The 24,497-nt window shown below is 33.9% G+C and carries 21 protein-coding genes and 1 tRNA gene; 19 read left to right on the forward strand and 3 right to left on the reverse strand.

Going from position 1 to position 24,497, the window contains the following annotated elements; translation table 11 throughout:
- The first annotated feature begins 68 nt into the window (after nt 1-68).
- The 16 genes from ABWU24_RS05130 (at nt 69) to rnc (ending at nt 15,876) form a co-directional block, all read left to right on the forward strand.
- A complete protein-coding gene (locus ABWU24_RS05130) occupies nt 69-1,298 on the forward strand; it encodes a lipoprotein-releasing ABC transporter permease subunit (RefSeq protein WP_015588188.1) in 1,230 nt (409 codons plus the stop codon).
- Complete coding sequence (locus tag ABWU24_RS05135) at nt 1,291-2,022, forward strand: hypothetical protein (protein WP_341815710.1); 732 nt, start codon at nt 1,291-1,293, stop codon at nt 2,020-2,022. Before ABWU24_RS05130 ends, ABWU24_RS05135 begins: the two co-directional genes overlap by 8 nt.
- Nucleotides 2,019-3,242, forward strand: a complete 1,224-nt coding sequence (locus ABWU24_RS05140; RefSeq protein ID WP_353274550.1) for a tetratricopeptide repeat protein — start codon at nt 2,019-2,021, stop codon at nt 3,240-3,242. The genes ABWU24_RS05135 and ABWU24_RS05140 overlap by 4 nt, the downstream gene beginning before the upstream one ends.
- Nucleotides 3,243-3,347: 105 nt before the next feature.
- Entirely contained in the window at nt 3,348-4,220 is an 873-nt protein-coding gene (atpG, locus tag ABWU24_RS05145) for an ATP synthase F1 subunit gamma (protein WP_226079282.1), read from the forward strand.
- A gap of 18 nt (nt 4,221-4,238) precedes the next feature.
- Nucleotides 4,239-5,573: a TldD/PmbA family protein gene (locus ABWU24_RS05150; RefSeq protein ID WP_341815711.1), complete on the forward strand. Its 1,335-nt coding sequence runs from the start codon at nt 4,239-4,241 to the stop codon at nt 5,571-5,573.
- Nucleotides 5,574-5,747: 174 nt separating this feature from the next.
- Complete coding sequence (locus ABWU24_RS05155; RefSeq protein ID WP_015588193.1) at nt 5,748-5,999, forward strand: cold-shock protein; 252 nt, start codon at nt 5,748-5,750, stop codon at nt 5,997-5,999.
- Nucleotides 6,000-6,033: 34 nt separating this feature from the next.
- Nucleotides 6,034-7,260 carry a DEAD/DEAH box helicase gene (locus tag ABWU24_RS05160; protein WP_353274552.1) on the forward strand — a complete coding sequence of 409 codons (1,227 nt, stop codon included), beginning with the start codon at nt 6,034-6,036 and terminating at the stop codon, nt 7,258-7,260.
- Between the two features lie 297 nt (nt 7,261-7,557).
- Nucleotides 7,558-9,837 carry an AAA family ATPase gene (locus tag ABWU24_RS05165; protein WP_341815713.1) on the forward strand — a complete coding sequence of 760 codons (2,280 nt, stop codon included), beginning with the start codon at nt 7,558-7,560 and terminating at the stop codon, nt 9,835-9,837.
- A 56-nt stretch (nt 9,838-9,893) separates the two neighbouring features.
- Entirely contained in the window at nt 9,894-10,319 is a 426-nt protein-coding gene (locus ABWU24_RS05170; RefSeq protein ID WP_353274554.1) for a hypothetical protein, read from the forward strand.
- 62 nt (nt 10,320-10,381) lie between these two features.
- Nucleotides 10,382-11,387 (forward strand): IS630 family transposase gene (locus ABWU24_RS05175; protein WP_353274215.1). Its coding sequence is split into 2 segments (ribosomal slippage): nt 10,382-10,891 and nt 10,893-11,387, totalling 1,005 coding nucleotides; the frame shifts between segments, so codons are not numbered across the junction.
- Nucleotides 11,387-12,004: a hypothetical protein gene (locus tag ABWU24_RS05180; protein WP_353274556.1), complete on the forward strand. Its 618-nt coding sequence runs from the start codon at nt 11,387-11,389 to the stop codon at nt 12,002-12,004. Before ABWU24_RS05175 ends, ABWU24_RS05180 begins: the two co-directional genes overlap by 1 nt.
- A gap of 58 nt (nt 12,005-12,062) precedes the next feature.
- Nucleotides 12,063-12,953 (forward strand): class I fructose-bisphosphate aldolase, encoded by an 891-nt coding sequence (locus tag ABWU24_RS05185; protein WP_341815715.1) that lies wholly within the window; start codon nt 12,063-12,065, stop codon nt 12,951-12,953.
- Between the two features lie 6 nt (nt 12,954-12,959).
- Nucleotides 12,960-13,031 (forward strand) — tRNA-Cys (locus ABWU24_RS05190).
- Nucleotides 13,032-13,138: 107 nt separating this feature from the next.
- Nucleotides 13,139-13,936: a hypothetical protein gene (locus ABWU24_RS05195; RefSeq protein WP_341815716.1), complete on the forward strand. Its 798-nt coding sequence runs from the start codon at nt 13,139-13,141 to the stop codon at nt 13,934-13,936.
- Between the two features lie 121 nt (nt 13,937-14,057).
- A complete protein-coding gene (locus tag ABWU24_RS05200; protein WP_015588199.1) occupies nt 14,058-15,083 on the forward strand; it encodes a quinone-dependent dihydroorotate dehydrogenase in 1,026 nt (341 codons plus the stop codon).
- Nucleotides 15,084-15,183: 100 nt separating this feature from the next.
- Complete coding sequence (rnc, locus tag ABWU24_RS05205) at nt 15,184-15,876, forward strand: ribonuclease III (protein ID WP_041581511.1); 693 nt, start codon at nt 15,184-15,186, stop codon at nt 15,874-15,876.
- 52 nt (nt 15,877-15,928) lie between these two features.
- Here the strand turns inward: rnc and ABWU24_RS05210 are convergent, their stop codons facing one another.
- Genes ABWU24_RS05210 through ABWU24_RS05220 form a run of 3 tightly spaced genes read right to left on the reverse strand, consistent with a single transcriptional unit; the run spans nt 15,929 to nt 17,927 of the window.
- A complete protein-coding gene (locus tag ABWU24_RS05210; protein ID WP_015588201.1) occupies nt 15,929-16,528 on the reverse strand; it encodes an SCO family protein in 600 nt (199 codons plus the stop codon).
- 35 nt (nt 16,529-16,563) lie between these two features.
- On the reverse strand, nt 16,564-17,268 hold the full coding sequence (gene dnaQ, locus ABWU24_RS05215) for a DNA polymerase III subunit epsilon (protein WP_015588202.1): 705 nt from the start codon (nt 17,266-17,268) through the stop codon (nt 16,564-16,566).
- Nucleotides 17,268-17,927, reverse strand: coding sequence for a Tim44/TimA family putative adaptor protein (locus ABWU24_RS05220; RefSeq protein WP_341815717.1), 660 nt, complete (start codon nt 17,925-17,927; stop codon nt 17,268-17,270). Before ABWU24_RS05220 ends, dnaQ begins: the two co-directional genes overlap by 1 nt.
- Nucleotides 17,928-18,091: 164 nt before the next feature.
- On the opposite strand from ABWU24_RS05220, the gene secB reads away from it, so the two are divergent.
- From secB to putA, 3 genes are all read left to right on the forward strand, one after another.
- The gene (secB, locus tag ABWU24_RS05225) at nt 18,092-18,595 is read left to right on the forward strand and encodes a protein-export chaperone SecB (RefSeq protein ID WP_007302467.1); all 504 of its coding nucleotides are present in this window, start codon (nt 18,092-18,094) and stop codon (nt 18,593-18,595) included.
- Nucleotides 18,596-18,601: 6 nt separating this feature from the next.
- The gene (acnA, locus tag ABWU24_RS05230; protein WP_353274558.1) at nt 18,602-21,205 is read left to right on the forward strand and encodes an aconitate hydratase AcnA; all 2,604 of its coding nucleotides are present in this window, start codon (nt 18,602-18,604) and stop codon (nt 21,203-21,205) included.
- A gap of 126 nt (nt 21,206-21,331) precedes the next feature.
- Entirely contained in the window at nt 21,332-24,472 is a 3,141-nt protein-coding gene (putA, locus tag ABWU24_RS05235; RefSeq protein WP_341815719.1) for a bifunctional proline dehydrogenase/L-glutamate gamma-semialdehyde dehydrogenase PutA, read from the forward strand.
- The last annotated feature ends 25 nt before the right edge of the window (nt 24,473-24,497 follow it).

Genomic DNA, 24,497 nt, shown 5'->3' on the forward strand with positions numbered 1-24,497 from the left:
AATTTGAGGTAAAGGAAAAATTACAGTTATATGAAGCATAAAAAGTATGATATTTAAATCTTAGTATAATGTCTATTGCCTTTGAATTTACTATGGCTATTCGCTATTTGCGAGCAAAGAATTCTAGATTTTGCTCTATAATGGCCTTGTTTTCTATTATTGGTATTGCTCTTGGAGTTGCAACGCTAATAGTAGTAATGTCTGTAATGAATGGGTTCAGAGTAAAGCTGCTCGACTCTGTACTTGGCATTAATGGCCATATTAATGTTTACTTTGATAGAAGCATAAATTCAGATTACCACGCAGTGTTAAAATCTATTGAGAAAATCCCAGGTGTATTAAAAGCTACTTCTATGACCAATGATCAAGTGATCGTTGCAGCAAATGGTGGAATTGTGGGTAGCGTAGTCCGTGGTGTGTCAACTAAAGACTTACATAATAACACTACCGTTAAGAATAATGTAATTATGGGTAACGTGGAAAAATTCGATGAAGGTATCATAATAGGGGCAAGATTAGCAGAAGCTTTGAATATTGATTATGGTGATAACATTATTCTTATATCACCTGAAGGATTTGACGCACTGTCTGGTGAAATACCAAAAATGAAAGAATATAAAGTTGTAGCAATATTTGATATGGGTATGTTTGAGTACGACAATACCTTAATGTATATGCCCATAAAGTCAGCTCAAGCTTTTTTTAATTATAAAGATAATGTGAGAAATATAGAAGTGTTTGTAGATGATATTGCTATGGCTAATAAGCTAGCAAACGCTATAGCAAAAGAAACAGGAATGAGAGCTGAAAGTTGGCAATCTCAGCAAAGCCATTATGTTAATGCTTTAAAGACTGAAAGAAATGTGATGTTTTTAATTCTCACTTTAATTATAGTTGTAGCAGCATTCAATATTGTTTCAAGTTTGATGATGATAGTGCAAGAAAAGAAATCTGCAATTGCAATTATGCGTACATTTGGTGCAACAAGCGGAAGCATTATGCGCATATTTTGTGCTTGTGGATTGCTCATTGGTTTTACAGGAACTTGTCTTGGCTCTATTATAGGGGTTGTTTTTTCTCTCAATATTGAAAATATTAGAGTGTTTTTAGAAAACATTACCAACATCAAGCTATTTGATCCTATGATATACTTTTTTTCAAGTTTGCCAGTGATATTAGTTTCTCAAGATGTATTGAACATTTCTGCACTTGCATTGTTCTTGTCATTTTTAGCAACAATTCCTCCTGCATTGCAGGCAGCTGCGCAAGATCCAGCGGAGATATTACGTTATGAATGATACTCGAAAAAAATGCATAGGTTGGTTCTTAATTATATTGTTATTTGTTAGCCATATTGCAATAAATAACATAATATTTTTCAAAATAAATCAGCAAGAAAGTGAAAATAGTATAAATGGTTTAACGGAAAAGATGGATGAACTTAGAGTATTGCTTGAAGTTAATCAATCTAGAGTAGAGAAAAGGATATTTGACTTAAAGAGAAATCTGCACACTCAATGTGAGCAAGGTGATGATAGTTTAAGGCATAAGAACCTCGCAAAGTTGCTGCTACTTGTGATTAAGATGAAGAATTCGTTATTGCGAGAAGCCAAGTTTGATAATCATATAAATTCAATAAAGCCTTTGATATCAGAGCTTGACGATCCAGAAATAGAAAATGCAGTAAATGAACTAGAAAATTTGAAAGAAGTAGATACTTTACACGAGTTAAAATTCTCTTTTGAGAAGAATATTACTGTTATTAACTACAATAAAAGTACATTGTTAAAAAAAATCATTTCAAATTGGATAAAAATAGATAATCAAAATGACCCACTTAAGGTAAAATTTGCAGAAATTGAAGAATCAATAAGCGATAATGATTGGCAAAGCATAGCGACTATAATAGGCGACTTAACACATCCAGAGTTCAAGTTATGGCTTAATAAATTGAATGGTTTTATTGTAGCTTCTAAGAATACGTCAACAATATATCATCATTTATTACAATACATCTCATGATTTATTTTATAATTTTTGCTTTTTCGTTTTTATTTGGCATGTGGATCAAGGTAAGTGGTGAAGTAATAAAACTGGAATTAGGCAATTACACTATAAGTGTTGATCTATATTTCGTTATTCTTGCTTGCGTAGTCTTATTATTTTTATTGATTGCAGTTGCACGTTTTTGTTCTTCTATTTCATCAACATTTGCTAACATAAAAAATAGAAGAAGAAGTAGGGAAGAATTGCTTCTCTTTGAAGCTTTCTTTAGCTTAGACTTAGGTAATATAGAGAACACCAATAAGCTAATTAAAAATCTAAATGAAGAAGGCGATAAATTATCTTTAGTAAAGCTCTTTAACGCAGGTAAAACGGGAAATTACAGCTTTTTTAGTCATAGTTTGATGAGTATTGCAAGTAAAAATCGTAATTTAGCTCTACTTCTGGTTAATAAACTGATTATTCACCTAAAGCAAGAAAGGTCCGTCTTTCGAAAATTCATAGAATATTGCTCTAGTTCAATTAATGATAGAATTCTGTCTATTCCCCTTCAAATAGAAAATTGTGTATTGCAAGAAGATTGGGTTAATGCAATTTCGAGATTAAAGGAAGCCATTAAGTTCAATATCTTTCTTCCCTTTGATTCCAAGAAAATGTTGGCAGTTTTTTATTGTGCTTTAGCAAAGCAATACGAAAGTAAAGGAAATTTTAAAGAGGCTATAAAGTCCTTACTTAGAGCACAAGGTTGCTGTACAGCTTTTCAGCCCATCAATTACTTAAAAGTAGAATTATATATTAAACTTGGAAGAATCAAAAAAGCTTTTGCAGTGCTGGAAGAAGAGTATGCAGTAAATCCTACGCCTCAGTCAGCTAGAATGTATATCAAATTAAATAGTAAAGGCGCTGAAAGACTATATAACTTACGCCCTGATTATTATTTTAGTTATTGCTTGCTTGCTTTGTCTTCAATTAGTTTAGGGAAATATGATCTTGCAAGTCAGCATTTAGATATTGCTATGAAAAAAGCTAATTACATATCAATCTACCTTGTTATGGTACAGCTCAAGATTATGCTACAAGAGTATGATCAAGCAATTTACTGGCTAAACAAGATGGACTCAGAAGCTGTTCCTGATCCAAGTTGGAAATGTACTGGTTGTAATAGAGAGCTAAAGCAATGGGATTATAAGTGTTCGAGCTGCAATAATTTTGATTGTATATACAATCAAGCTTTATAGTAAAATACTCTTGTTAATTATTAAGAAAGGCCAATTCCATATTAAAAAAACTTGTTTTTAGACATTACCAGTTATATATTTTAATAAATTGGAGTTGTATACGAAATGAAGAGCTTGAAGGAATTATCCTTAAGAATTAAGAATATTAAATCTGTACAGAAAACTACGAAAATAATGCAAATGGTTTCTGCAGCAAAATTATTACAAAGCCAAAAGAAATTATCAAATTCAAAATTGCATATATCTAAGCTGCATAGCATTATTTCTTCACTAGCGCTATCAGCGGATCAAGAGTTACTAGCAAGAATTCTAAATATCAATAATGAAGATTCTTTCCTAGTATTTATTATTGCATCTGATCGTGGTTTATGTGGCAGCTTTAACTCCTCTGTTGTTAAATTCAGCCAGGAGCATATAAACAAATTAATTGCAAATGATAAGAAAGTAGACATTGTTTTTTTTGGTAAGAAAGCTTTTGAGACAGGCAAAAATAGATTTAATTCTAAAAATATCTTGAAGGTTGAAAATAGTAAGGGAATCACACTAAAGCGTGTGGAAGCCTTGGTTAGTGATATAGATCTAAGTAAATACAATAAAGTTAAGGTTTTTTACAGTAAATTCTATAATACCTTCATGCAAAAGCCAATATTAGAAACAATAAAACCATGGAGTAAAGACTCATTATTAATTGATAATTCTATAGTTAGTCCTCTAACAGATTACAGCTATGAGTATGAACCACAAAATATTGAGTTTATTTTAAAATCTTTGACTCAAGATTATGTTACAGCTGCTCTTTATTCTGCTTTACTTGAAAGTGCAGCAAGTGAAAATAGTGCTAGGATGGTTGCTATGGAATCAGCAAACAGAAATACAAAAGAAATGCTAAATAAACTAGCATTACTTTATAATCGTTCTCGTCAAGCAGCAATTACAACTGATTTGATTGAAGTTATAGGTGGTGCAGAATCTTTATAGAAACTCAAGGAATGAAAAATGAATATATTAAATATTGCAGCAGATATCACTAAACTAATAAAAAAGCAGAATCAAGACGCAGAAGTTACAATATATGAAACTAATAAGACCTCGGTTTCTCAGCGTCTATCAAAAATTGAACAAATATCACAATCTAAAAACTGTACTGTCGGAATTAGAGCTATAGCAGGTAAGAACAAAGCTGCGTATATTTCCACAAACGATTTGAATAATCTTAGTAGTGCAGTGAGCCAAGTGGTGGAAATGGCAAAGAATGCCCAGGAAGATCCTTATATTAGTTTTGCTGTAGATGGCAGTAATTATATCTCTTCTGCAGATTTAAATATCTCAGATAATAATGTTGTAACAATTGATAAATTAAAAGAAATTACTGAAGCTACAGAAAATTCAGCTCTTGCACATAAAAATATTATTAATTCCGAAGGAGCTTCATCTTCACATACTTCAGTAAATACAGTATTATCAACCGTTTCTGGTTTTGTTGGTTCATTTAGTAAGTCAACTTTTGTTAATCAGGTTTCTGTTGTTGCTGGAGAAAAGAGTGAAATGAAAATAGGCTACGATTACGATGTAGCATGCAACTTCAGTGATTTAAAAACACCGGAGTCAATAGGGAAAGAAGCAGCAAAAAGAGCAATAGATCAATTGGATTCATGTACAATCAGGACAGGCAAATTTCCGGTTGTTTTTGAAAAAAGAGCAGCAAAAGAGCTAGTAAAGAGCTTTGCTTCTGCCATAAATGGTAGCAATATTGTAAATAATAGCTCTTTTTTGAGAAATAGTTTAAATACTCAAATTTTTAATACTGAGATTAACATTATTGATGACCCATTGTTACCAAGGGGTATAACATCAAGACCGTTTGACGGGGAAGGAATAATGAGCAGAAGAAATGAATTTGTAAAAAATGGAGTACTGCAAAACTGGATTTTAGATCTATATTCGGCTAGGAAATTAAACTTGGAAACGACCGCAAATGCAACTCGTGCAAGTAATGCTGCAATTATTCCTTCAGCTAGTAATTTCTATTTCAAAAATGGTAATAGATCATTTAAGGAATTAATTGAAGAAGTAAAAGAAGGAATATATATAACTGATTTATTTGGTTTTGGTGTTAATTTAATCAATGGCGATTATAGTCAAGGTGCATGCGGATTTTTTATAGAAAATGGTAAAATAACGTATCCAATACACGAGATTACTGTTGCCGACAATTTGAAAAATATGTTTAGCAATTTAGTTGTTGCAAATGACCTAACTTTCTGTGGGCAGTTTAATTCACCAACGATTAAAGTTAGCGAAATGACAGTAGCAGGTTCACTTAGTGATTAAAAATTTTAGTTGCATTAAGTACAATAATTGTGTACTATTACTATGTAATGTTAAGAATAGACTATGGAGTATAGAAGTTTAGTTGCAATAACTAAGCTTAAAGCATTCTAAATCGTAATTTCAAAGTTTTTCATCACATTAATAATATTAGTTAGTAGTTTAGGAGTTATCCATATGGAATTTGGTAATATAAAATGGTTTAATGTTGAAAAAGGCTATGGTTTCATCAAGCCAGAAGGTAAAGGTGAGGACGTTTTTGTACATGTTAGTACATTAGAACGTTCAGGAATAAGACCTGATTCACTTCGAGGAGAGGATAAAAAGAGAGGAATGAAAGGGGAAAGAGTAAGTTATGAGCTTAAAGAAGAGCGTGGTAGGAACGGAGAAGATAAAAAGTCTGCAATAAATTTAAGATTGGAAGATTAGTCTATCGTGAAGCTTTTTAATAGGGTAATGTATTGTGAATAATTTTCATGAAATGGGGCTTCCAACTTTGCTTAAGCAAGCTCTAAGTAAAAATAATCTTTGTGTTCCAACCCCGATTCAGGTGCAAGCGATTCCTCTAGCTCTTCAGGGCAAAGATATTCTTGGGTCTGCTCAAACGGGAACTGGAAAAACCTTAGCATTTGCTATTCCACTGGTTGCTAAATTGCTGAATGAGCCAAGCATTGGTTCAGCTTTAGTCATCGTGCCAACCAGAGAGCTTGCTCATCAGGTAACAAATGAGATAAGAAAACTCTTATCTCAAAATTCTGTACTAAGAGTCGCTTTGTTGATTGGAGGTGAGCCTATTTTTAGGCAGCTAAATCAGCTTCAGAAAAAACCACAAATCATAATAGGTACTCCTGGTCGTATTATAGACCATATTGAGCGTAAAACTTTAGTTACTCGGAATGTTAGTATTCTTGTGCTTGATGAGACGGATCGTATGTTTGATATGGGCTTTGGAATTCAGATTGAAGAAATTATGAAGCATTTGCCTAAAATAAGGCAAACTCTTATGTTTTCTGCAACTCTTCCTGGAGAAATAGTAAAACTTACTGAAAAATATCTTAATCAACCAGAGCGTGTTTCTGTTGATTGTCAGGCTACAACTTCTGCAAAAATTAAGCAAGAAATTGTTTATGCATCAGAATCAGAAAAATATGGAAAACTTGTTACACAATTATGTCAGCGCAAAGGATCGATCATTATTTTTGTCAAAACAAAGCGAGGAGCGGATCAGCTAGCTGACAAATTGCACAAAGATGACTATAGCGCTTTGGCAATTCATGGTGATTTAAGGCAGCACAAGCGTGAAAGAGTCATTAATTCTTTTCGTCGTTGCCGCAATCAAATCATGGTTGCAACAGATGTTGCTTCTCGCGGCCTTGATATTCCGCACATTCAACATGTTATCAATTATGATGTACCACAATCGCAAGCTGATTATGTTCATCGTATAGGTAGAACTGCACGTGCGGGAGCTGAAGGATTTGCATTATCTTTTGTTACACCTCAAGATAAGAGAAGACTGCCTGCACTAGCAGATAAAGAAGGAGAGCCAAATTTTGATTGTAGTATGCAATCTCAAAAATGTAACAGCAAAAAGATCTTTAAAAGGCCAAGTACGTTAAAGGCTAAATACGGTAGAAAAAAGATCAATGTATTTAAGAAGAAAAGCAGAGTACTAGAAAAAGCGTATTAATGTACTTAACTATTCTTCTATTCTTTAAAAGCTCCAGTAAACTTGCTGCAAAGCGAAGTGATTGGAAGATGGTAGAAAGAATATATAGCTAGCCCAAATTAGATTTACCTACAATTTGATAATCTTAATTCTGCTGCTTATAACGTTTTGAGATTATCACAACGGTATAATGTTAGGCTGTGTGGACTATAATCTGTAGCTTCATTCAATTTGGCTACAACGATCTGCTAGATTTCAGTTTTTTTAATAATTGTGTGCTACTAATTATATATAAATTTACACTTTTAAAGAGAATAGATGATTTCTAAAAATTTAGAGGCAAGTTTAAATAGAGCGTTACAGATTGCTTCTGATTGTAAGCTTAAATATGCAAAAGTGGAACATTTGTTGCTAGCATTAACCAAAGATGTGGATGTAAATTATGTTTTATCAAGATGTAACATCAGAGCTGGTGAAATCATAAATATAGATAATATTATATTAAGGAATGATCATGGTAATAATACAAAAAGTTTTTTACAAGACAACTCCGACTTAACTGTCAATAAAGTTGAGCCTGATGTGCTATTTCAACGCATAATACATAAAGCCATGATACGAGCTCATCGTTTGGGAAGAAAAGAAATAAATGGAGCAAGTATTCTATTAGAGATTCTGTCTGAGCAAGATTTATACATTGAAGAGCTATTACGCAAACAGAATGCAAAGGATTCTAATTTGATTTATAACATATCCAATATAAAATATTCAGGTGATATAGAAGAATATGTAACTAATCGCAAGATAAAACTTGATAAGAATAACGATATCTCTACTGTAGCAAATAAAGGTGAATTATTAAAAGATGAAGAAGTTCTACAAAATTATTGTAGAAATTTAAATGATTATGCAAGAAGCAAAAAAATAGATTATGTCATTGGTCGTGATTATGAATTAAATCGCACTATAGAAATCTTACTAAGACGCAGAAAAAATAACCCTTTATATGTCGGAGAACCAGGTGTTGGTAAAACAACAATAGTTGAAGGCTTGGTATTGAAAATTATTGAAGGTAGTGTTCCGAGTGCACTGAGATCCAGCATAATTTATGCTTTGGATTTAGGATCACTTCTTGCAGGAACACGCTATAGAGGTGACTTCGAAGAGAGAATAAAATCTATAATAAAAGTAATTGAGGCAAAACCTGGCGCTATTCTTTTCATTGATGAAATACACACTATTATTGGAGCGGGTTCAACAAGTGGCAGCTTTCTTGATGCTGGCAATCTGCTTAAACCTGCACTTGCAAGAGGTGCATTGCGTTGTATAGGTGCAACTACATATAGAGAATATAGCAATAGCTTTGAAAAGGATAAAGCATTAGCAAGGAGGTTTCAAAAAATTAGTGTAAAAGAGTCTTCTATTAATGATACAGTAAAGATACTAGATGGTATAAAGCATTACTATGAAAGGTATCATGGAGTATATTACACGAAACATGCCATTAAATCTGCAGCTGAACTTTCACACAAGTATATTACTGGTCGAATATTACCTGATAAAGCAGTTGATGTTATAGATGAAGCAGGGGCATATTGTAAGTTACAAAAAAACAGGCGAAAAGTTATAAACAGTAGAGACATTAAGAGTACTATCGCTAGGATTACAAACGTACCTTGCGGGTTTGATGATATGCAAAGAGTAAAATCTTTGAAAGAAAATCTCAATAGGGCCATTTTTGGTCAAGAGCAAGCGATAGAGTTTCTCGTTAATTCTATTAAAATTGCTAAATCTGGTCTGAGAAGTTACAATAAACCCTTGGCAAAGTATCTTTTTGCAGGGCCAACTGGTGTAGGTAAGACTGAGCTTGCGAAGCAACTAGCACAAAATATGGGTATGAACCTTATTCGGTTTGATATGTCTGAGTATATGGAACCTCACACAATATCTAGAATGATTGGTTCCCCTCCTGGATATGTGGGTTACGACCAAGGTGGATTGCTTACAGAATCTGTATCTAATAATCAATATAGCGTAGTACTTCTTGATGAAATTGAGAAAGCTCATAGTGATATTTATAATATATTACTACAAATCATGGATTATGGGTGTGTTACAGACACTTACGGACGTAAAGTTAATTTTTCTAATACAATTTTAATTATGACAACCAACGCAGGATCATTTGAACGTAGCAAGAATTCTGTTGGCTTTGGATATAAAAACTTTAATACTAGTGACAGCGAAAAAGCAATGGAACGGATTTTTAGTCCTGAATTTCGTAATCGCTTAGATGCAGTTATTTCTTTTTCTGACTTAAATACGGATGTCATTTTGCACATTGTGGATAAATTTATTCAGGAATTGAAAAAACAACTTATGCAAAAGGGCATAAGCTGCTCAGTTGAAGAAGAAGTAAAATCTTATCTTGCACAAACAGGTTATAGTAAAGAAATGGGAGCACGTCCAATAGAGAGGCTGATTGAAAAAGAGATAAAAGTTCATTTAGCTGAAGAAATATTGAATCGTCGATTAATTAAAGGAAAGAAATTAAGGATTTATGTTGGTAAACACGGAATTGCTTTTGATATAGTTTAAATTCTTGCTTGAGTATTAAATTTGTAGTATAGTCACTATCTTTTAATGAGGCTATAGTGGCAAGTTTAACCAGAAATCAATATTACAGTAATCAAAATTTACGGAATTTATTTTCAAGGCTGGGAATAGAAGCGGAAGAAGTAATAAGCCAGGAGTTTGATGATGTACTTAAGTTAGTTGAGCGGCGCTTTAGAAAAGCTTCATTAAAATGTCACCCTGATAAAGTAATAGGAGAGAAAGAAAAAAAAGCAGCTGAAGAAAAGTTTAAAAAACTTAGTGCAGATAAAGATAAGCTAGAGCAATATCTTAATGCTTTAAAAGCAGGAAGAACTCCTGGCATATCTATATCATTACAGCAAGAAGTGCGGGAAAAACAAAGGAGAATCAATGAGATTCTATTGCGTAGAGAGAAAGCTGTAAATAGGGCAGTTTTATTTTTTATATTAGCGAATGTGGTACTTATACCAATTCCCACTATATAAAGAACAGATAGACAATAATGGGAAAGAAGTGATACTAAAGTAGATAAAATAGAGAGGTATAAATGGCATTAAGGTCAAAACTATTAGACGAAAAAGTTGTAAATTTGGCGAAAGAAATGTTAAAAAAGGTCAGAAATAACGCATATGTTTCAAAAAAGTTACAAGCGGTGATAGCAGGAAAAGAAAGTAGTATAAGCGCTGTGGCAAGAATATGTAAAATTTCAAGGACTGCTTTGACTGAATGGATAAAGCATCTAAAATTTGGTAGAGTAGAAAGATTATTTTCCCCGTCTCAGCGGCGAAGAAAAAGCAAATTAAACAAAAATCAACGTGAGCAAATTGAAATATGGGTAGAAAGAAATCCAAATATTACTATTAAGGAAGTGCAAATAAAAATCTCAGAGGAATTTGGCCTAAACATTAGCAAATCAACAGTGCACCGTGAGATACAAAGGATGAAGTTTTCTTACATAACACCGAGGCCAATTCACCATAAACAAGATAAAAACAAGCAAGAAGAGTTTAAAAAATACTTCAATAAAATAGTCAATTCCCACCCTGAAAAGGAGGTATTTTTTTGATGAATCACGATTTGGAACTCATTCAAAAATCGGACACGGATGGTTTAAAAAAGGGGTCAGAACACAGGTTAAAATGAAAATTGGTAGACAAAATTTCTATATCTACAGTGCGGTAAATCCAAGAAGTGGTAAGAAAATTAGCCTACTTGCTCCATATGTAAACACTGATTGTATGAATATATTTCTGGAGCAGATGTCGAAAGATTTAGGCACGAAAGAAGCCTTTCTTGTAATGGATTGTGCAAGTTGGCATAGATCAAAAAGTTTGAAAATTCAGGAAAACATTACCATCATATACTTGCCTCCTTATTCACCGGAACTGAATCCTGTTGAAAGGTTGTGGCAATATATCAAATACAATACTTTACGCAATAGTATCTACGATACCATAGGTTTACTTGAAGATGTTTTGTGTAATTTTATTGTCAATATTTCCAGTACTACTATTAAACGAGTTTGTAATGTTTCTTATTTGTTCGGTCAGTAATGGATTTTGGTATTAATTCATCACATAAGGTCGAATATTGCTTATCACAGCTTGCTAGTAGTGGCAAAGTGCAGAGTGTTGCTTATAAATTTTATGTTTTCAGTACAGGAATTTGGCCATGGTTATTTATTATATCCTTTTGTAGTATTATTTATGCAGCAAGTAAACAAAGAGGTTCACAAGAAGAAGGTCTGGATAGGTTAAATCGGAGATACAATCTACTCATTGCTGCTGATAATTATGTGATATGTATTGCAGCAGCGTTTGCTGTGTTCAGTTTAGTGTCGGAAATTGCACAAAAGGGCTGGCCTGCTCAATATGGAACGATGCTGATGGTTAATTTAGTATTAGATTTATTGCTTATTGCTTTACTTAGGACTTTTGTGAAAGCATCTGAACTATATAGTGAACACTGCATCCAGCGTTTATACGAAGAAGATGCAGAATTTAGCTACAAGGAAAAATTTGCATGGTATGATTACAAATTAGTACTTATGCCGCTCGTTCTTCCTATTGTTAAAATGTATTTTGAAGATTTGATTCAAGAAAAACCACAACAGCATACTACTGATCCTAAAGTTACACCTTTAAATATAGGCGTAGGAACAAGAGCATAAAAAGGTCTTTGCTTCAACTATAGTTTTTGCTACACTTTGAGTAAATTTGAAGATATTAATGAGTGAAGAAGTAAAACAAATCCTAAGTTACTACGAAAGTGAAAACCCTGGAGTAAAAACGAATCTTACTCGCATTCTTATGCATGGGAAACTTGGTGGAACTGGCAAGTTAGTAATTCTCCCTGTAGATCAGGGATTTGAGCACGGACCAATAAAAAGTTTTGAAGTTAACCCTGATGCTTACGATCCACATTATCATTTTCAGCTTGCAGTTGATTCAGGAGTAAGTGCATACGCTGCTCCGCTTGGTATGATCGAAGCTGGTGCTTCAACTTATGCTGGAATGCTACCACTTATTTTGAAGCTTAATAGCGCTAACTCTTTGCACTCAAAAAGCTTAACTTCAGATCAAGCAATAACTTCCTCTGTAAAAGATGCTCTACGTTTGGGCTGCGTGGCTGTTGGGTTTACTATATATCCTGGTTCTGCTAAGTGTTTTGATATGATGGAAGAAGCTCGCAAAATTATAGCTGAGGCTAAATCTTGTGGCCTTGCTGTAGTGCTATGGTCTTATCCACGTGGTGAAGGGATTTCAAAAGAAGGTGAAACAGCAGTTGATGTCATTGCTTATGCTGCGCATATAGCGGCTTTGCTTGGTGCCAACATAATAAAAGTAAAACTTCCAACTAACCACTTGGAAAAAGAAAAAATAGAAAATATTGAATCATTATTCAAAAGAATTAAATATATTAAAAAGTCTTGCTTTGCAGGAAAAAGAATAGTGGTTTTTTCTGGTGGTGAATCAAAGTCAGTGGATGATATATACAATGAGGCAAAAGAAATTAAGCAAGGTGGTGGTAATGGTTCAATTATCGGGCGCAACACTTTCCAAAGAAAAAAAGAGGATGCTTTATCTATGCTAAAAGATATAATTAATATCTACACATAAAAAAATGGCTGGGTGGCAGAATGGCTTATGCGGAGGACTGCAAATCCTTTTATACCGGTTCAATTCCGGTCCCGGCCTCTTACTCCAATTAGATCGTTTTTTCTTCTGAAATTTTAACAAGAAGTGTGGCTTTTAATGAAATATTTAAAAAAATAAGATACTATATTCAAAATATAAGCAGTAAAATGCCAAAGAGACTAATGAAAGTTTTATTATTGATTGGTTTGCCCTTCTTGCTTACCAGTTGCACTTTTCACTATTTATTAAAGAGCTCATATACTCATCTTGCACCAGAAAAGTACCCTTCATCCAATAAACAGCCAGTTTACGTCGGTACAGCTTACAGTGCACAGACTATATATAATGCGTTATTTAATGACTTTCTGTTAATAGGTAAGTCATCATTCACAGCTAAACATGGGCGTGCTAGTCAATATATCAATTATGGAAGAGAAGTTGGAGCAGATGTGATAATTGTATCATTTCAAAATATGCAAAAGGATAAAGAGCATTTTAGCATCACAGAACAACTATTATGGGATACAAGCTTAACAACATTTCATACAAGGACCATTGTAAACTTTGATCAGAACGTACTCTTTCTAAAAAAGGTAGGTGATGCAAAAGCTCCATGGGAATATGTCAAAGGAGAGTTCGAGCTTTACGAAGAAAACGATACTGATCCATATCTAGGGAATTGGGTAGGGTATAGAATGTGCAAGATTGCAATATATTCTTCAGAAGATGAATATTTAGGATTTGTAAATGAAGATGATTGTAAGGAAAAATCTGGAATAAATAAGATGCTTGCTTGGGAGAATGGGGATATAAGGTTGCGGATTAAAAAACAATCAAAACAGGGATTTTATTTAAATCGAAATAAGATTCCTATACTAATAAAATCTCAAATTAACAAATTTGGCTACCTAGAATTACTAGATAAAAATACTGATCAAGTTGTAGTTTACCTTCAGAAAAATTAGTTTTTACTACTTATAGAAACTATATACTTGCTATTTTGATAAACTTCACTTTAATCAGCTTTCTACGTTATTCTTGTTGCATGGTAAAAAATAAACTAAAAATAAGCAAAGTGTTTTGCAAATGATATTACGTAATTTATTGTTTTTACTTCCGCCTGAAATTGCTCACTACTTGGTAATAACGGCGTTAAAAAAGATGCCCTGTAGGAAACATATAGAACTACCGAAATCTTTAAATGCAAACTTTTTTGGTAATAAAATTAGGAGTCCTGTAGGTCTTGCCGCAGGTTTTGATAAAAATGCGGAAGTTATAAAGCCCATGCTCTCATTTGGTTTTGGATTTATTGAGGCTGGTACTGTAACTAAATATCCCCAATATGGAAACAAAAAACCGAGAATTTTTCGATTAATTAAAGATGAAGGAATAATTAATAGATTGGGATTCAATAATAAAGGGGTGGACTATTTTCTTAAGCAGATAAGTGAAACTAAGCTTGATAATTGCATTTTTGGCATCAATATAGGAAAAAACAGTACATCAAAGGACCAAATCAGCGATTATGTTGACTTAATAAAGATAGTATATGGAAAGAGCAATTATATAGTACTGAACATCTCATCCCCAAATACACCTAACTTGCGTGATTTACACAACAAACAAGAATTATCCAAGTTGTTGAAGTCTATTACTCTAACCAAAAAATCAATTGATAGCTCTGAATCGATACCGATAATATTAAAAATTTCTCCAGATATAGATCAGCAAACAAAAGAAAATATCGCTGAGCTTGTACTAGAATATAAAATTGACGGCTTAATAGTGAGCAACACTACGATAAGTCGAGATTCTTACTATAATGAGAGTGGTGGGTTGAGCGGCAGGCCATTATTTCAACTTTCAACCGAGTTATTGAGTGACATGTATAAGCTTACTAAAAGCAGAATTCTATTGATAGGATGCGGAGGAATTTCAAGTGGTGTTGATGCATATGAAAAAATAAAGGCAGGAGCCTCTTTAGTACAACTGTACACTGCTCTTGTATACCAGGGGCATCAAGTTGTGAACAAAATCAACCTGGAACTTGCGGAATTGGTAAGAAGAGATGGATTTAGTAATGTTACTGAAGCAGTGGGTTGTATACATTAGACTGTACATTTTGGAAGTTATGGATATTGTCTTAGTGAAATAGAGCTAACTTTTTAGTGTAGAGGTATGATAGAGAGTGTTTTTCTATTGAATGATTAGTATGAGAATTTTGAGCGATACAATATCTAAAGTTATTAATTATAAATTTACAGATTATGCAATATTAGAAGAGGCATTAACCCACCCAAGCGTAAATAAGAGAAATAGCGAAGACCAGGTTGTAAGCTACGAAAGGCTAGAGTTTTTGGGCGATAGTGTTTTGAATATGGTTGTATCTGTTATGCTGTTTAAAATGTTTCCTGAAGAAAAAGAAGGAGCATTGGCAAAAAGAAAAACGGATTTAGTTTGTGGCAGTACCATTGCTAATGTTGCTAAAGAAATAGAGTTAGGTAACTTTATTATCATGAATAATAGTGAACGTTGTAACGGAGGAAAATGTAACTTAAAAAATTTAGAAAATTCGCTTGAAGCACTAATAGGTGCAATTTATATTGATGGTGGACTTGAGAGTGTTGAGAAATTTATTATCCGACATTGGGAAAAGCTAGCTAAGGACATCCTCGATCCTCCTCAAGATCCTAAAACTTCACTGCAAGAATGGACTCAGAGAAATAAATTACCTTTACCAAAGTATGAGCTTGTAAAACAAACTGGACCAGCACACAATCCTGAATTTACTATATCAGTTTGCATAGAGAGTTATGACAAAGTTTCTGCATGCGCTCCTAGTAAGAAAATTGCTGAACAAAAAGCTGCTGAGTTGATGCTAGAAAAAATTAAAAAAACGACTTAGTTTAATCAAAATAGCCGTTAGCATAAATTTAAAGTAAGCTAAGCTCTTTAGTTTAGCTTACATATTTTTTTATCTCAGCCAGAATCTTATCAGATTGACTTTCATCTGAATTTAAATCAGCTACAAAGTGTGTGACATATTTTCCTTCAGGGCTAATAAGGTATATCATTGAAGAATGGTTAATTTCCTCTTCTCCATCTACTTTACTTGCATATACTTTATACTTTGTAACTACTTCATCTATTTTTTGTCTTTCACCAGTTAGCATTTGTATTCTATGGTCAAATTGCTGATGAAATTCTTTAAGCCTTTCTGTGTTATCGCGCTCAGGATCAACTGTGATAAAAAATGTTTGTAGCTTATTGTCAGTTTTCTTATCTAACTTTGCAAGTGTTTCTGAAATTATTCCGAGATTCATAGGGCAAATTCTTTTGCATGAGGAAAATCCGAAAAAAATCATCATATACTTATTTTTAAAATCACTACTGCGTACTATTTGTCCGTCTTGATTGATCAAAGAAAAATCTCCACCTACCTTAATTTCTGTATTTTGTGAAATAAATATACCTTGCTTAGTAAAATAACAATAACCTAAGAAGATAGCTGCTACTGTTATTAGCAAACTAGACAATAACCTTATAAACTTTATCATTAAAGCGTTTCCAATAAAGTTAAATCATATATTGATTAGTTGATTGATTCAATATATTCCTTCCAAAGTGGGTTGTTAATTTTATCTAACAATTTCTTATGCTCATCAATTTCTTTACTACTTGGTGAATGTTCTCTGCGAGCTAAATTACGCACTTTATGTTGAATAAACGTAGAGTTATTGTCCTGAGCACATTCATTATTAAATAAAAAGGTTTGCAATCCTCCTGTAAGCTCAACATAGACCTTTGCAAGCAATTGAGCATCAACTAATGCTCCATGCAATTCTCTACCTTCCAACGATATATCAAAACGTTTACATAATGCATTTAAAGAAGCAGGTGATCCTACAAACTTTTTTCTTGCAAGTGGTAATGTATCTAGCACTCTATCTGAGGAAATTAACCCAGCATTTAACTTGCCTAACTCCATATTAAGGAACTTAACATCGAATTCAGCATTATGAATCACCAAAATGTCATTGGATATGAAGTCAAGAAATTCAAGTGCAACATCTGAGAATAGTGGTTTATCTTCCAAAAATTCCTCACTAATACCATGAATCTTAAATGAGTGGTAAGGTATATCTCTTTCTGGATTGAGATATCGATGAAATGTTTTACCTGTTGGAATACGATTAATTAGTTCTACACATCCTATCTCAATAATTCGATGGCCAGATTTAGTATCAAGACCTGTAGTTTCAGTATCAAGTACTATTTCTCGTAGTCTACTTTCCATCAGTTGTCATTTGTTGTTAAATTTTTATCAGTACTTGCCTTCTTATAGTTAATAGAAACAAGTAACCAAGTTAGATCTGATGAATTAATATTTTTTTTGAATTGCCATACATCTTCAACTTTGTTAATAGTAGACATGCTACCTGATGTGATGTTTCCTTCATTATTCTTAACGAAGTTAATTTGCTCTGAAAGGAAATATACTGCAATAAATATTACGTTTTTTACTAACTTTATTTCTAAGATCTTTTGTGAAACGATAGAAACAATTATGGACTCATGTGTCTCTTTACGATGTTTAATCTTATCCACAAAACTGTTATATAAGTCTTTGTCCAGAAGGGATTTTAATTGAGGTAAATTTCCTTGGTTAAAATATTTTATTATTAATTCAAAAGCTATGCTTGAACCTTCTATAAAATTGGAAATAGAAAACTCTTTGTTTTTTTGTAATATTTGTTCATAAGTAGCTTCTATTGAACTTTTGTCGTTGCTATAAATATAATCTTCGATATTTTCTACCACATCTTCTTTACTTTGACTTACATCCAATACACCTGTTAGCTTTTTTAGGTTGAGACTGGCTGATCTTCCTAAAGAATTATATAAGCGTGAAAAAATAAACGCCGCTAGTAAAGCATATATTACAAGCTCTATCATGGTAACTTAACTCCTTGATATATAAAGTATCTAAATATTATTAATTATTGATAAAAATATGTTTTTCATATTAACCTATAGTTAGGTTTACTATTCATTTGTAAATGAATATATTATATAAGAAAGTATTAAAAATCTCAACTTAATTAAAGGAGACGTAAGAAATGTCACAACACAAAATGAAAATTCATGGTCAGTATGTCAAAGATTTTTCGTTTGAGAATCCAAATTCGCCATTCCTTCCTTCTAGTAAAGCTCCTGATATTAATGTAATGGTTAATATTAATTCAGCAAAATTAGAAGGAACAGAAAATAAAAAAGGAATAAGTGAAGAAAAGCCTTTTCATGAAATTACTTTGCATATAGAAGCCAAAGCAACGGTAAAAGATGAAGATGTAAAAGATGATATAGCTTTCATTTGCGAGGTAAAGTATTGCGGTATTTTTTCAATAGAAAACTTTACAGAGCTAAGTGAAGAAGAGGTGAGACAAGCTTTATTTATTGGTGGACCTACTTTTCTTTTCCCTTTTGCAAGAGAAATAATTGCAAGAACTACAAGTAGTGGTGGGTTTCCTCCACTTATGCTAGATCCTATAGATTTTGAAACTATGTATCAGCAGCAAAGTCAACAACAAAAAAGTAGCGCTAGTAATTCCAATTTTAACTAATACAGGATGAACAATTCTTTAAATGCAAAGACGACTTTAAATATTGATGGAAGGTTATATAACTACTTTAATCTAAGTAACGCTGGTAAATTCTTAGGAGTAAATTTAACCAAATTGCCTTGTTCACTCAAGGTATTGCTTGAAAATTTATTGCGCAACGAAGATGGAGTAAGCGTTAAATTAGATGACATAAAGATATTAGCAAATTGCGTCAAGAAACACATTAATCACGAAATTAGCTACAAGCCAGCAAGGGTTTTGATGCAGGATTTCACAGGAGTTCCTGCTGTCGTTGACTTAGCTTCAATGCGTAATTATGTGAAGAAAAACGGAGGTAACCCCAGCAAAATAAATCCATCTGTACCTGTTGATCTTGTGATCGATCACTCTGTTCAAGTAGATAGTTACGGAAGCACTTCTGCATTTGGTAAAAACGTTGCACTGGAAGTAAAAAGAAATTTGGAGAGGTATCAATTCTTAAAATGGGGAGAGTCATCCTTCACAAATTTTAGAGTAGTGCCACCAGGTACTGGAATTTGCCACCAAGTGAATCTTGAATATTTAGCGCAAGTTGTATGTAACGATAGCGGAGTTCTATATCCAGATACCTTAGTCGGTACAGATAGTCACACTACTATGGTAAATGGTTTATCGGTTCTTGGTTGGGGTGTTGGTGGAATAGAAGCTGAGTCTGTGATGCTTGGTCAACCAATTAGTATGGTAATTCCAGAAGTAGTAGGATTTAAATTAATAGGAAGACTTTCAGAGGGAGTAACAGCAACTGATCTAGTGCTAACGATTACTAATATCCTGAGAACAAAAGGCGTTGTTGGCAGATTTGTGGAATTTTATGGTGATGGCTTAGATTGTTTATCTTTGGCAGATAGAGCAACCATAGCTAATATGGCTCCAGAGTATGGTGCAACTTGTGGATTCTTTCCAATTGATCAGAAGACACTAGATTATTTAAACTTAACCGGAAGGCCAAAAGAGTTGATTAAATTAGTTGAAGTCTATGCAAAAGAACAAGGGCTGTGGCGTAGTAATGAAGAATTGGCGTTCTTTGACACACTGAAGCTTGATTTATCGAGCGTAGAGCCAGTAATGGCCGGTCCAAAAAGACCGCAAGATAAGGTTTTTCTTTCGCAAGTGGCAGAATCTTTTTCTAAATCATTTTCAGTTAATGAGTCAGAGGAAGGCGATAAACTCCAAGATGGAAGTGTAGTTATTGCAGCAATAACAAGCTGCACTAATACTTCAAACCCAAGCGTAATGATTGCTGCTGGACTTGTAGCGCGTAATGCAGTCAACCTTGGATTAAAATCAAAGCCTTGGGTTAAAACTTCTCTTGCTCCAGGGTCACAAGTTGTAACAGAATATTTAGAAAAATCAGGGTTACAGGAAGATCTAAATGCTTTGGGTTTTAATTTGGTTGGGTATGGCTGTACAACTTGTATTGGAAACTCCGGTCCGCTTAATGAAGATATAGAAAGTGATATTAAGGATAAAAACTTGACTGTTGCAGCAGTTTTATCCGGTAATCGTAACTTTGAAGGAAGAATCCATCCTTTAGTCAAAGCTAATTACTTGGCATCTCCGCCACTTGTTGTTGTGTATGTACTTGCAGGTACTGTACAAATTGACCTGACAAAAGATCCTATATGCAAAGATAAGAATGGAAGTGATGTTTATCTCAAAGATATATGGCCAACAAATAATGAAGTTGAGAGCTGTGTTAAAAGTGTTGTGACGCGTGAAATGTTCATACAAAAGTATAAGGATGTTTTTTTTGGTGATGAGCATTGGCAAAAGATAAAGTGTGAGAAAAGTGAAATCTATGATTGGGACGCGAAAAGCACTTATATACAAAACCCTCCCTATTTTGATAATTTATCGACTAAGAACAATAAAAGCAACATAGTTGATATAAAGAATGCGCAAATACTAGCGATGTTTGGCGATAGCGTTACTACCGACCACATTTCCCCTGCTGGAAATATTGCCTTAAATAGTCCTGCAGGCATATATTTAAAAGGTCTTGGAGTTGAACCGCAAGATTTCAATTCATATGGATCTCGCCGCGGTAACCACAACGTAATGATGCGTGGAACCTTTGCTAATATCAGAATAAGAAATAAAATGGTGAGCGCTGAGGGTGGCTATACAAAACATATTCCTTCTCAAGAAACTATGTCAATTTTTGATGCAGCAATGCAATATAAAAGAGAAGCTGTCCCATTAGTTGTCATTGCAGGAAAAGAATATGGTACAGGTTCAAGTAGGGATTGGGCAGCAAAGGGTACTGCATTACTGGGAATTAAAGCTGTGATTGCAGAAAGTTTTGAACGCATACATAGGTCCAATTTGGTCGGTATGGGTGTTCTTCCACTTGCATTTCAGGATGGAGTAACGAGAAAGATATTTGATAGTAGTGAGATAGTGAGCATAAAAGGTGAAGTAGTACCAAATGGAAATCTAGAATGTATCATTAAAAGAAAGGATGATTCAGAGCAATCCATTCAACTCAAGTGCTGTGTACAAACTGCAACTGAGGTTAAGTACTTGATGAGTGGTGGAGTGTTGAGCTATATACTTGCGCAGTCCTTTTGAGCTATCACAGTCATTAACTAGGTTTTTGAATCGATTTTGGCTCTTTATTTAAATAATAATTTATTCGATGCAAAGTTATGATATAATCTTACCTTACATATGGTAAAGGGTGTTTTGTAGATAATTATGATCAGTTCTATACAAGAACCTAACGCATTACGAAAACGATTGCAGGCATTTTATCGTGCTGATGAAAAAAGTCACGTACGTTATCTTGTAGAAAAATCAGAACTTTCGGCTGATTCAAAAAACATAGTTTACAATATTGCAAAACAAATTGTCGAAAAGATTAGAGGTAGTAAATTAGGCATTATAGATTCTTTTATACAACAGTACTCACTTTCTAATGATGAAGGAGTAGCGCTAATGTGTCTTGCTGAATCATTACTTAGAATACCAGATGATTACACAATAGATGAATTGATCAAAGATAAAATTGCCAACCAAGAATGGAATAAACACTTGGGGCGTTCCTTTTCATTGTTTGTTAATGCTTCTACATGGAGTTTAATTATAGGAAGCAGTATATTAAGAAACAATGAAGAGGATTCAAAATTCTATCACATAATTTCCAGGTTATTGAAAAATTTAGGAGAGCCAATAATTCGCAAAGCGGTGAAACAAGCAATATCCATTCTTGGCAAGCATTTTATTGTTGGAGGAACTATAGAAAAAGCATTGGAAAGTGTGAAATCAGATGACTACAGTAAGTATTTATGCTCTTTTGATATGCTTGGTGAATCTGCTTGCACAGTTGAGGATGCGGAAGAGTATTTTAATTTATACATGCATGCAATAAAAGCCATAGGTGAATCTGCTGACATAAATGATTGCTTTAAATCTCAGGGGGTTTCAATCAAATTGTCTTCGCTGCACTCACGTTATGAATTTAGCCAATTTGATAATATGGCTGAAGAACTGAGAACTAAAGTACTGGAACTTTGTCATGAAGCAAAAAAGTATAATATTTCATTGTGTATAGATGCAGAAGAATCAGAAAGGCTTGAGATGTCGCTCGTGTTATTTGAACAGTTGCGTCTTGATGAGTCACTTTCTGAGTGGGAAGGGCTTGGTCTAGCTGTGCAAGCGTATCAAAAACGTGCTTTGTCTGTTCTTGATTTTGTTGAAGATGTTGCCATTCGATCAAAGCATAAGGTTATGGTGAGACTTGTGAAAGGAGCATATTGGGACTCAGAAATCAAGCGCACACAAGAATTAGGGTTAATTGGTTATCCGGTGTTTACTAGAAAAAGCCACACAGATGTATGCTACCTTGCCTGTGCACAGAAACTTTTAAGCAAAGAGAATCACTTTTATCCATGTTTTGGAACTCATAATGCTTATACTTTTGCTACTATAATAGAGCTTGCCGATAAAAATCATCCTGGATTTGAGTTTCAGTGCTTACATGGAATGGGTAAAAGTTTGTATGATTATGCAATTTCAGAACTTGCAACAAGCATCAATTGTCGTATATATGCACCAGTTGGTAAACATAGTGATTTATTGCCATACCTTATTAGGCGCCTTCTTGAAAATGGAGCTAATAGTTCGTTTGTCAATCAAGTAAATGATTCTGACGTTAAAATTGAAGAATTAGTCTCAGATCCGTTAGAAAAAGTAAAAAGCTTAGAATATGAGCCTCATCCAAGCATTCCGTTGCCACGAGATATTTTTGGAGAGGAAAGAAAAAACTCCTTGGGAATGGATATTAGCGATTCAATTGTAGTTTCACAATTTGCAAATGATGTAAGGGAATTTAGTGAAAAGAAATGGCAAGTTGGCCCAATAATTGATGGAGAGTCATTTCTTGACAGTGCGGAATTTACCGAAGTAGTGAATCCTGCACATTTGGAAAATGTAATTGGAGAAGTGTCAAGTGCAACAAGTGCTCAGGCTTTAAATGCTCTTGAAATAGCACATAGTGCTTTTACTAAGTGGCAGAATGTTTCAGCAGGAGAGCGCGCTAAATGCCTTGAAAAAGCTGCAGATTTGCTTGAGGAAAGGATGAAAGAGTTAATTTATATTCTGATTGTAGAAGCAGGAAAAATTTTATCCGATGCAATAGCAGAAGTAAGAGAGGCAATCGACTTTTTGCGCTATTATGCAATGATAGCAAAAAATGAACTGAATGACTGGAAAAAATTGCCAGGTCCAACAGGTGAAGATAACTTCATCTTTTTTGAAGGCAGAGGAGTTTTCTTATGCATATCACCGTGGAATTTTCCACTCGCTATCTTCATTGGACAGGTTTCAGCTGCACTTGCAGCAGGTAATGCAGTGCTGGCAAAACCGGCAGAGCAAACGCCGATTATTGCTTATGAAGCCGTTAAGATACTACACGAAGCTGGAATACCAAAAAATGTGCTACACCTTGTTCCAGGGGATGGTTGGTATTTAGGTAAAACGTTAGTACCAGATAATAGAATTTCCGGTGTAGCTTTTACTGGTTCAACACAAACTGCTCAAACAATTAATCGAATGCTTGCTAGCAGAGATGGTCCTATTGTGCCACTTATCGCTGAGACTGGTGGATTAAATGCTATGATTGTTGATAGTTCTGCTCTTTTAGAGCAGGTAACTAAGGATGTTTTAATTTCTGCATTTCGCAGTGGCGGTCAACGTTGTTCTGCTCTCAGAGTGCTATTTATTCAAGAAGATATAGCAGAAAAACAGATAAAAATGATATGCAATGCAGCTCAAGAACTAAAGATAGGTGACCCAATACAACTGAGCACAGATATTGGTCCAATAATTGACAAAGCATCTATTGATATGCTCACTAAACATACGGAAAAAATATCAAGGGATGAAGATTCAAACCTTTTGTCCAAGGTACCCATGGATACAAATTCTTATAATGGTTATTTCTTTCCTCCGTACATTTATGAGATACAAAAAATTTCGCAATTAAAGCAAGAAGTGTTTGGGCCTATTTTACATATCATACGTTTTAATAAGTCGCAGTTAAATGAAGTTATAAGTGATATAAATAATACAGGATATGGACTTACGTTTTCTTTGCAAAGCCGTGTACAAAGTCAGATCGATTTAATAAGCAAGAAAATATCAGTTGGAAATGTATACATCAATCGCAATCAAATAGGTGCAGCAGTTGGAATACAACCATTTGGTGGTAGAGGACTGTCAGGTACCGGACCAAAAGCTGGTGGTCCTAATTATCTGCAACGTTTTTCTATAGAAAAGGTTGTAAGTGTCAACACTACAGCATGTGGCGGTAACATTACACTTGCGTGTTTGGATTGATTTGCAATTTCTAAATTGGAAGTCC

Source organism: Wolbachia endosymbiont (group B) of Hofmannophila pseudospretella (assembly GCF_964028515.1).
In the GTDB taxonomy this organism is placed as follows: Bacteria; Pseudomonadota; Alphaproteobacteria; order Rickettsiales; family Anaplasmataceae; genus Wolbachia.

Bases quoted from the DNA above. Each gene is read 5' to 3' on its own strand.
- ABWU24_RS05130 (WP_015588188.1), top strand. From the start codon at position 69: ATGTCTATTGCCTTTGAATTTACTATGGCTATTCGCTATTTGCGAGCA.
- ABWU24_RS05135 (WP_341815710.1), top strand. From the start codon at position 1,291: ATGAATGATACTCGAAAAAAATGCATAGGTTGGTTCTTAATTATATTG.
- ABWU24_RS05140 (WP_353274550.1), top strand. From the start codon at position 2,019: ATGATTTATTTTATAATTTTTGCTTTTTCGTTTTTATTTGGCATGTGG.
- atpG (WP_226079282.1), top strand. From the start codon at position 3,348: ATGAAGAGCTTGAAGGAATTATCCTTAAGAATTAAGAATATTAAATCT.
- ABWU24_RS05150 (WP_341815711.1), top strand. From the start codon at position 4,239: ATGAATATATTAAATATTGCAGCAGATATCACTAAACTAATAAAAAAG.
- ABWU24_RS05155 (WP_015588193.1), top strand. From the start codon at position 5,748: ATGGAATTTGGTAATATAAAATGGTTTAATGTTGAAAAAGGCTATGGT.
- ABWU24_RS05165 (WP_341815713.1), top strand. From the start codon at position 7,558: ATGATTTCTAAAAATTTAGAGGCAAGTTTAAATAGAGCGTTACAGATT.
- ABWU24_RS05180 (WP_353274556.1), top strand. From the start codon at position 11,387: ATGGATTTTGGTATTAATTCATCACATAAGGTCGAATATTGCTTATCA.
- ABWU24_RS05185 (WP_341815715.1), top strand. From the start codon at position 12,063: ATGAGTGAAGAAGTAAAACAAATCCTAAGTTACTACGAAAGTGAAAAC.
- ABWU24_RS05195 (WP_341815716.1), top strand. From the start codon at position 13,139: ATGCCAAAGAGACTAATGAAAGTTTTATTATTGATTGGTTTGCCCTTC.
- ABWU24_RS05200 (WP_015588199.1), top strand. From the start codon at position 14,058: ATGATATTACGTAATTTATTGTTTTTACTTCCGCCTGAAATTGCTCAC.
- rnc (WP_041581511.1), top strand. From the start codon at position 15,184: ATGAGAATTTTGAGCGATACAATATCTAAAGTTATTAATTATAAATTT.
- ABWU24_RS05210 (WP_015588201.1), bottom strand. From the start codon at position 16,528: ATGATAAAGTTTATAAGGTTATTGTCTAGTTTGCTAATAACAGTAGCA.
- dnaQ (WP_015588202.1), bottom strand. From the start codon at position 17,268: ATGGAAAGTAGACTACGAGAAATAGTACTTGATACTGAAACTACAGGT.
- ABWU24_RS05220 (WP_341815717.1), bottom strand. From the start codon at position 17,927: ATGATAGAGCTTGTAATATATGCTTTACTAGCGGCGTTTATTTTTTCA.
- secB (WP_007302467.1), top strand. From the start codon at position 18,092: ATGTCACAACACAAAATGAAAATTCATGGTCAGTATGTCAAAGATTTT.
- acnA (WP_353274558.1), top strand. From the start codon at position 18,602: ATGAACAATTCTTTAAATGCAAAGACGACTTTAAATATTGATGGAAGG.
- putA (WP_341815719.1), top strand. From the start codon at position 21,332: ATGATCAGTTCTATACAAGAACCTAACGCATTACGAAAACGATTGCAG.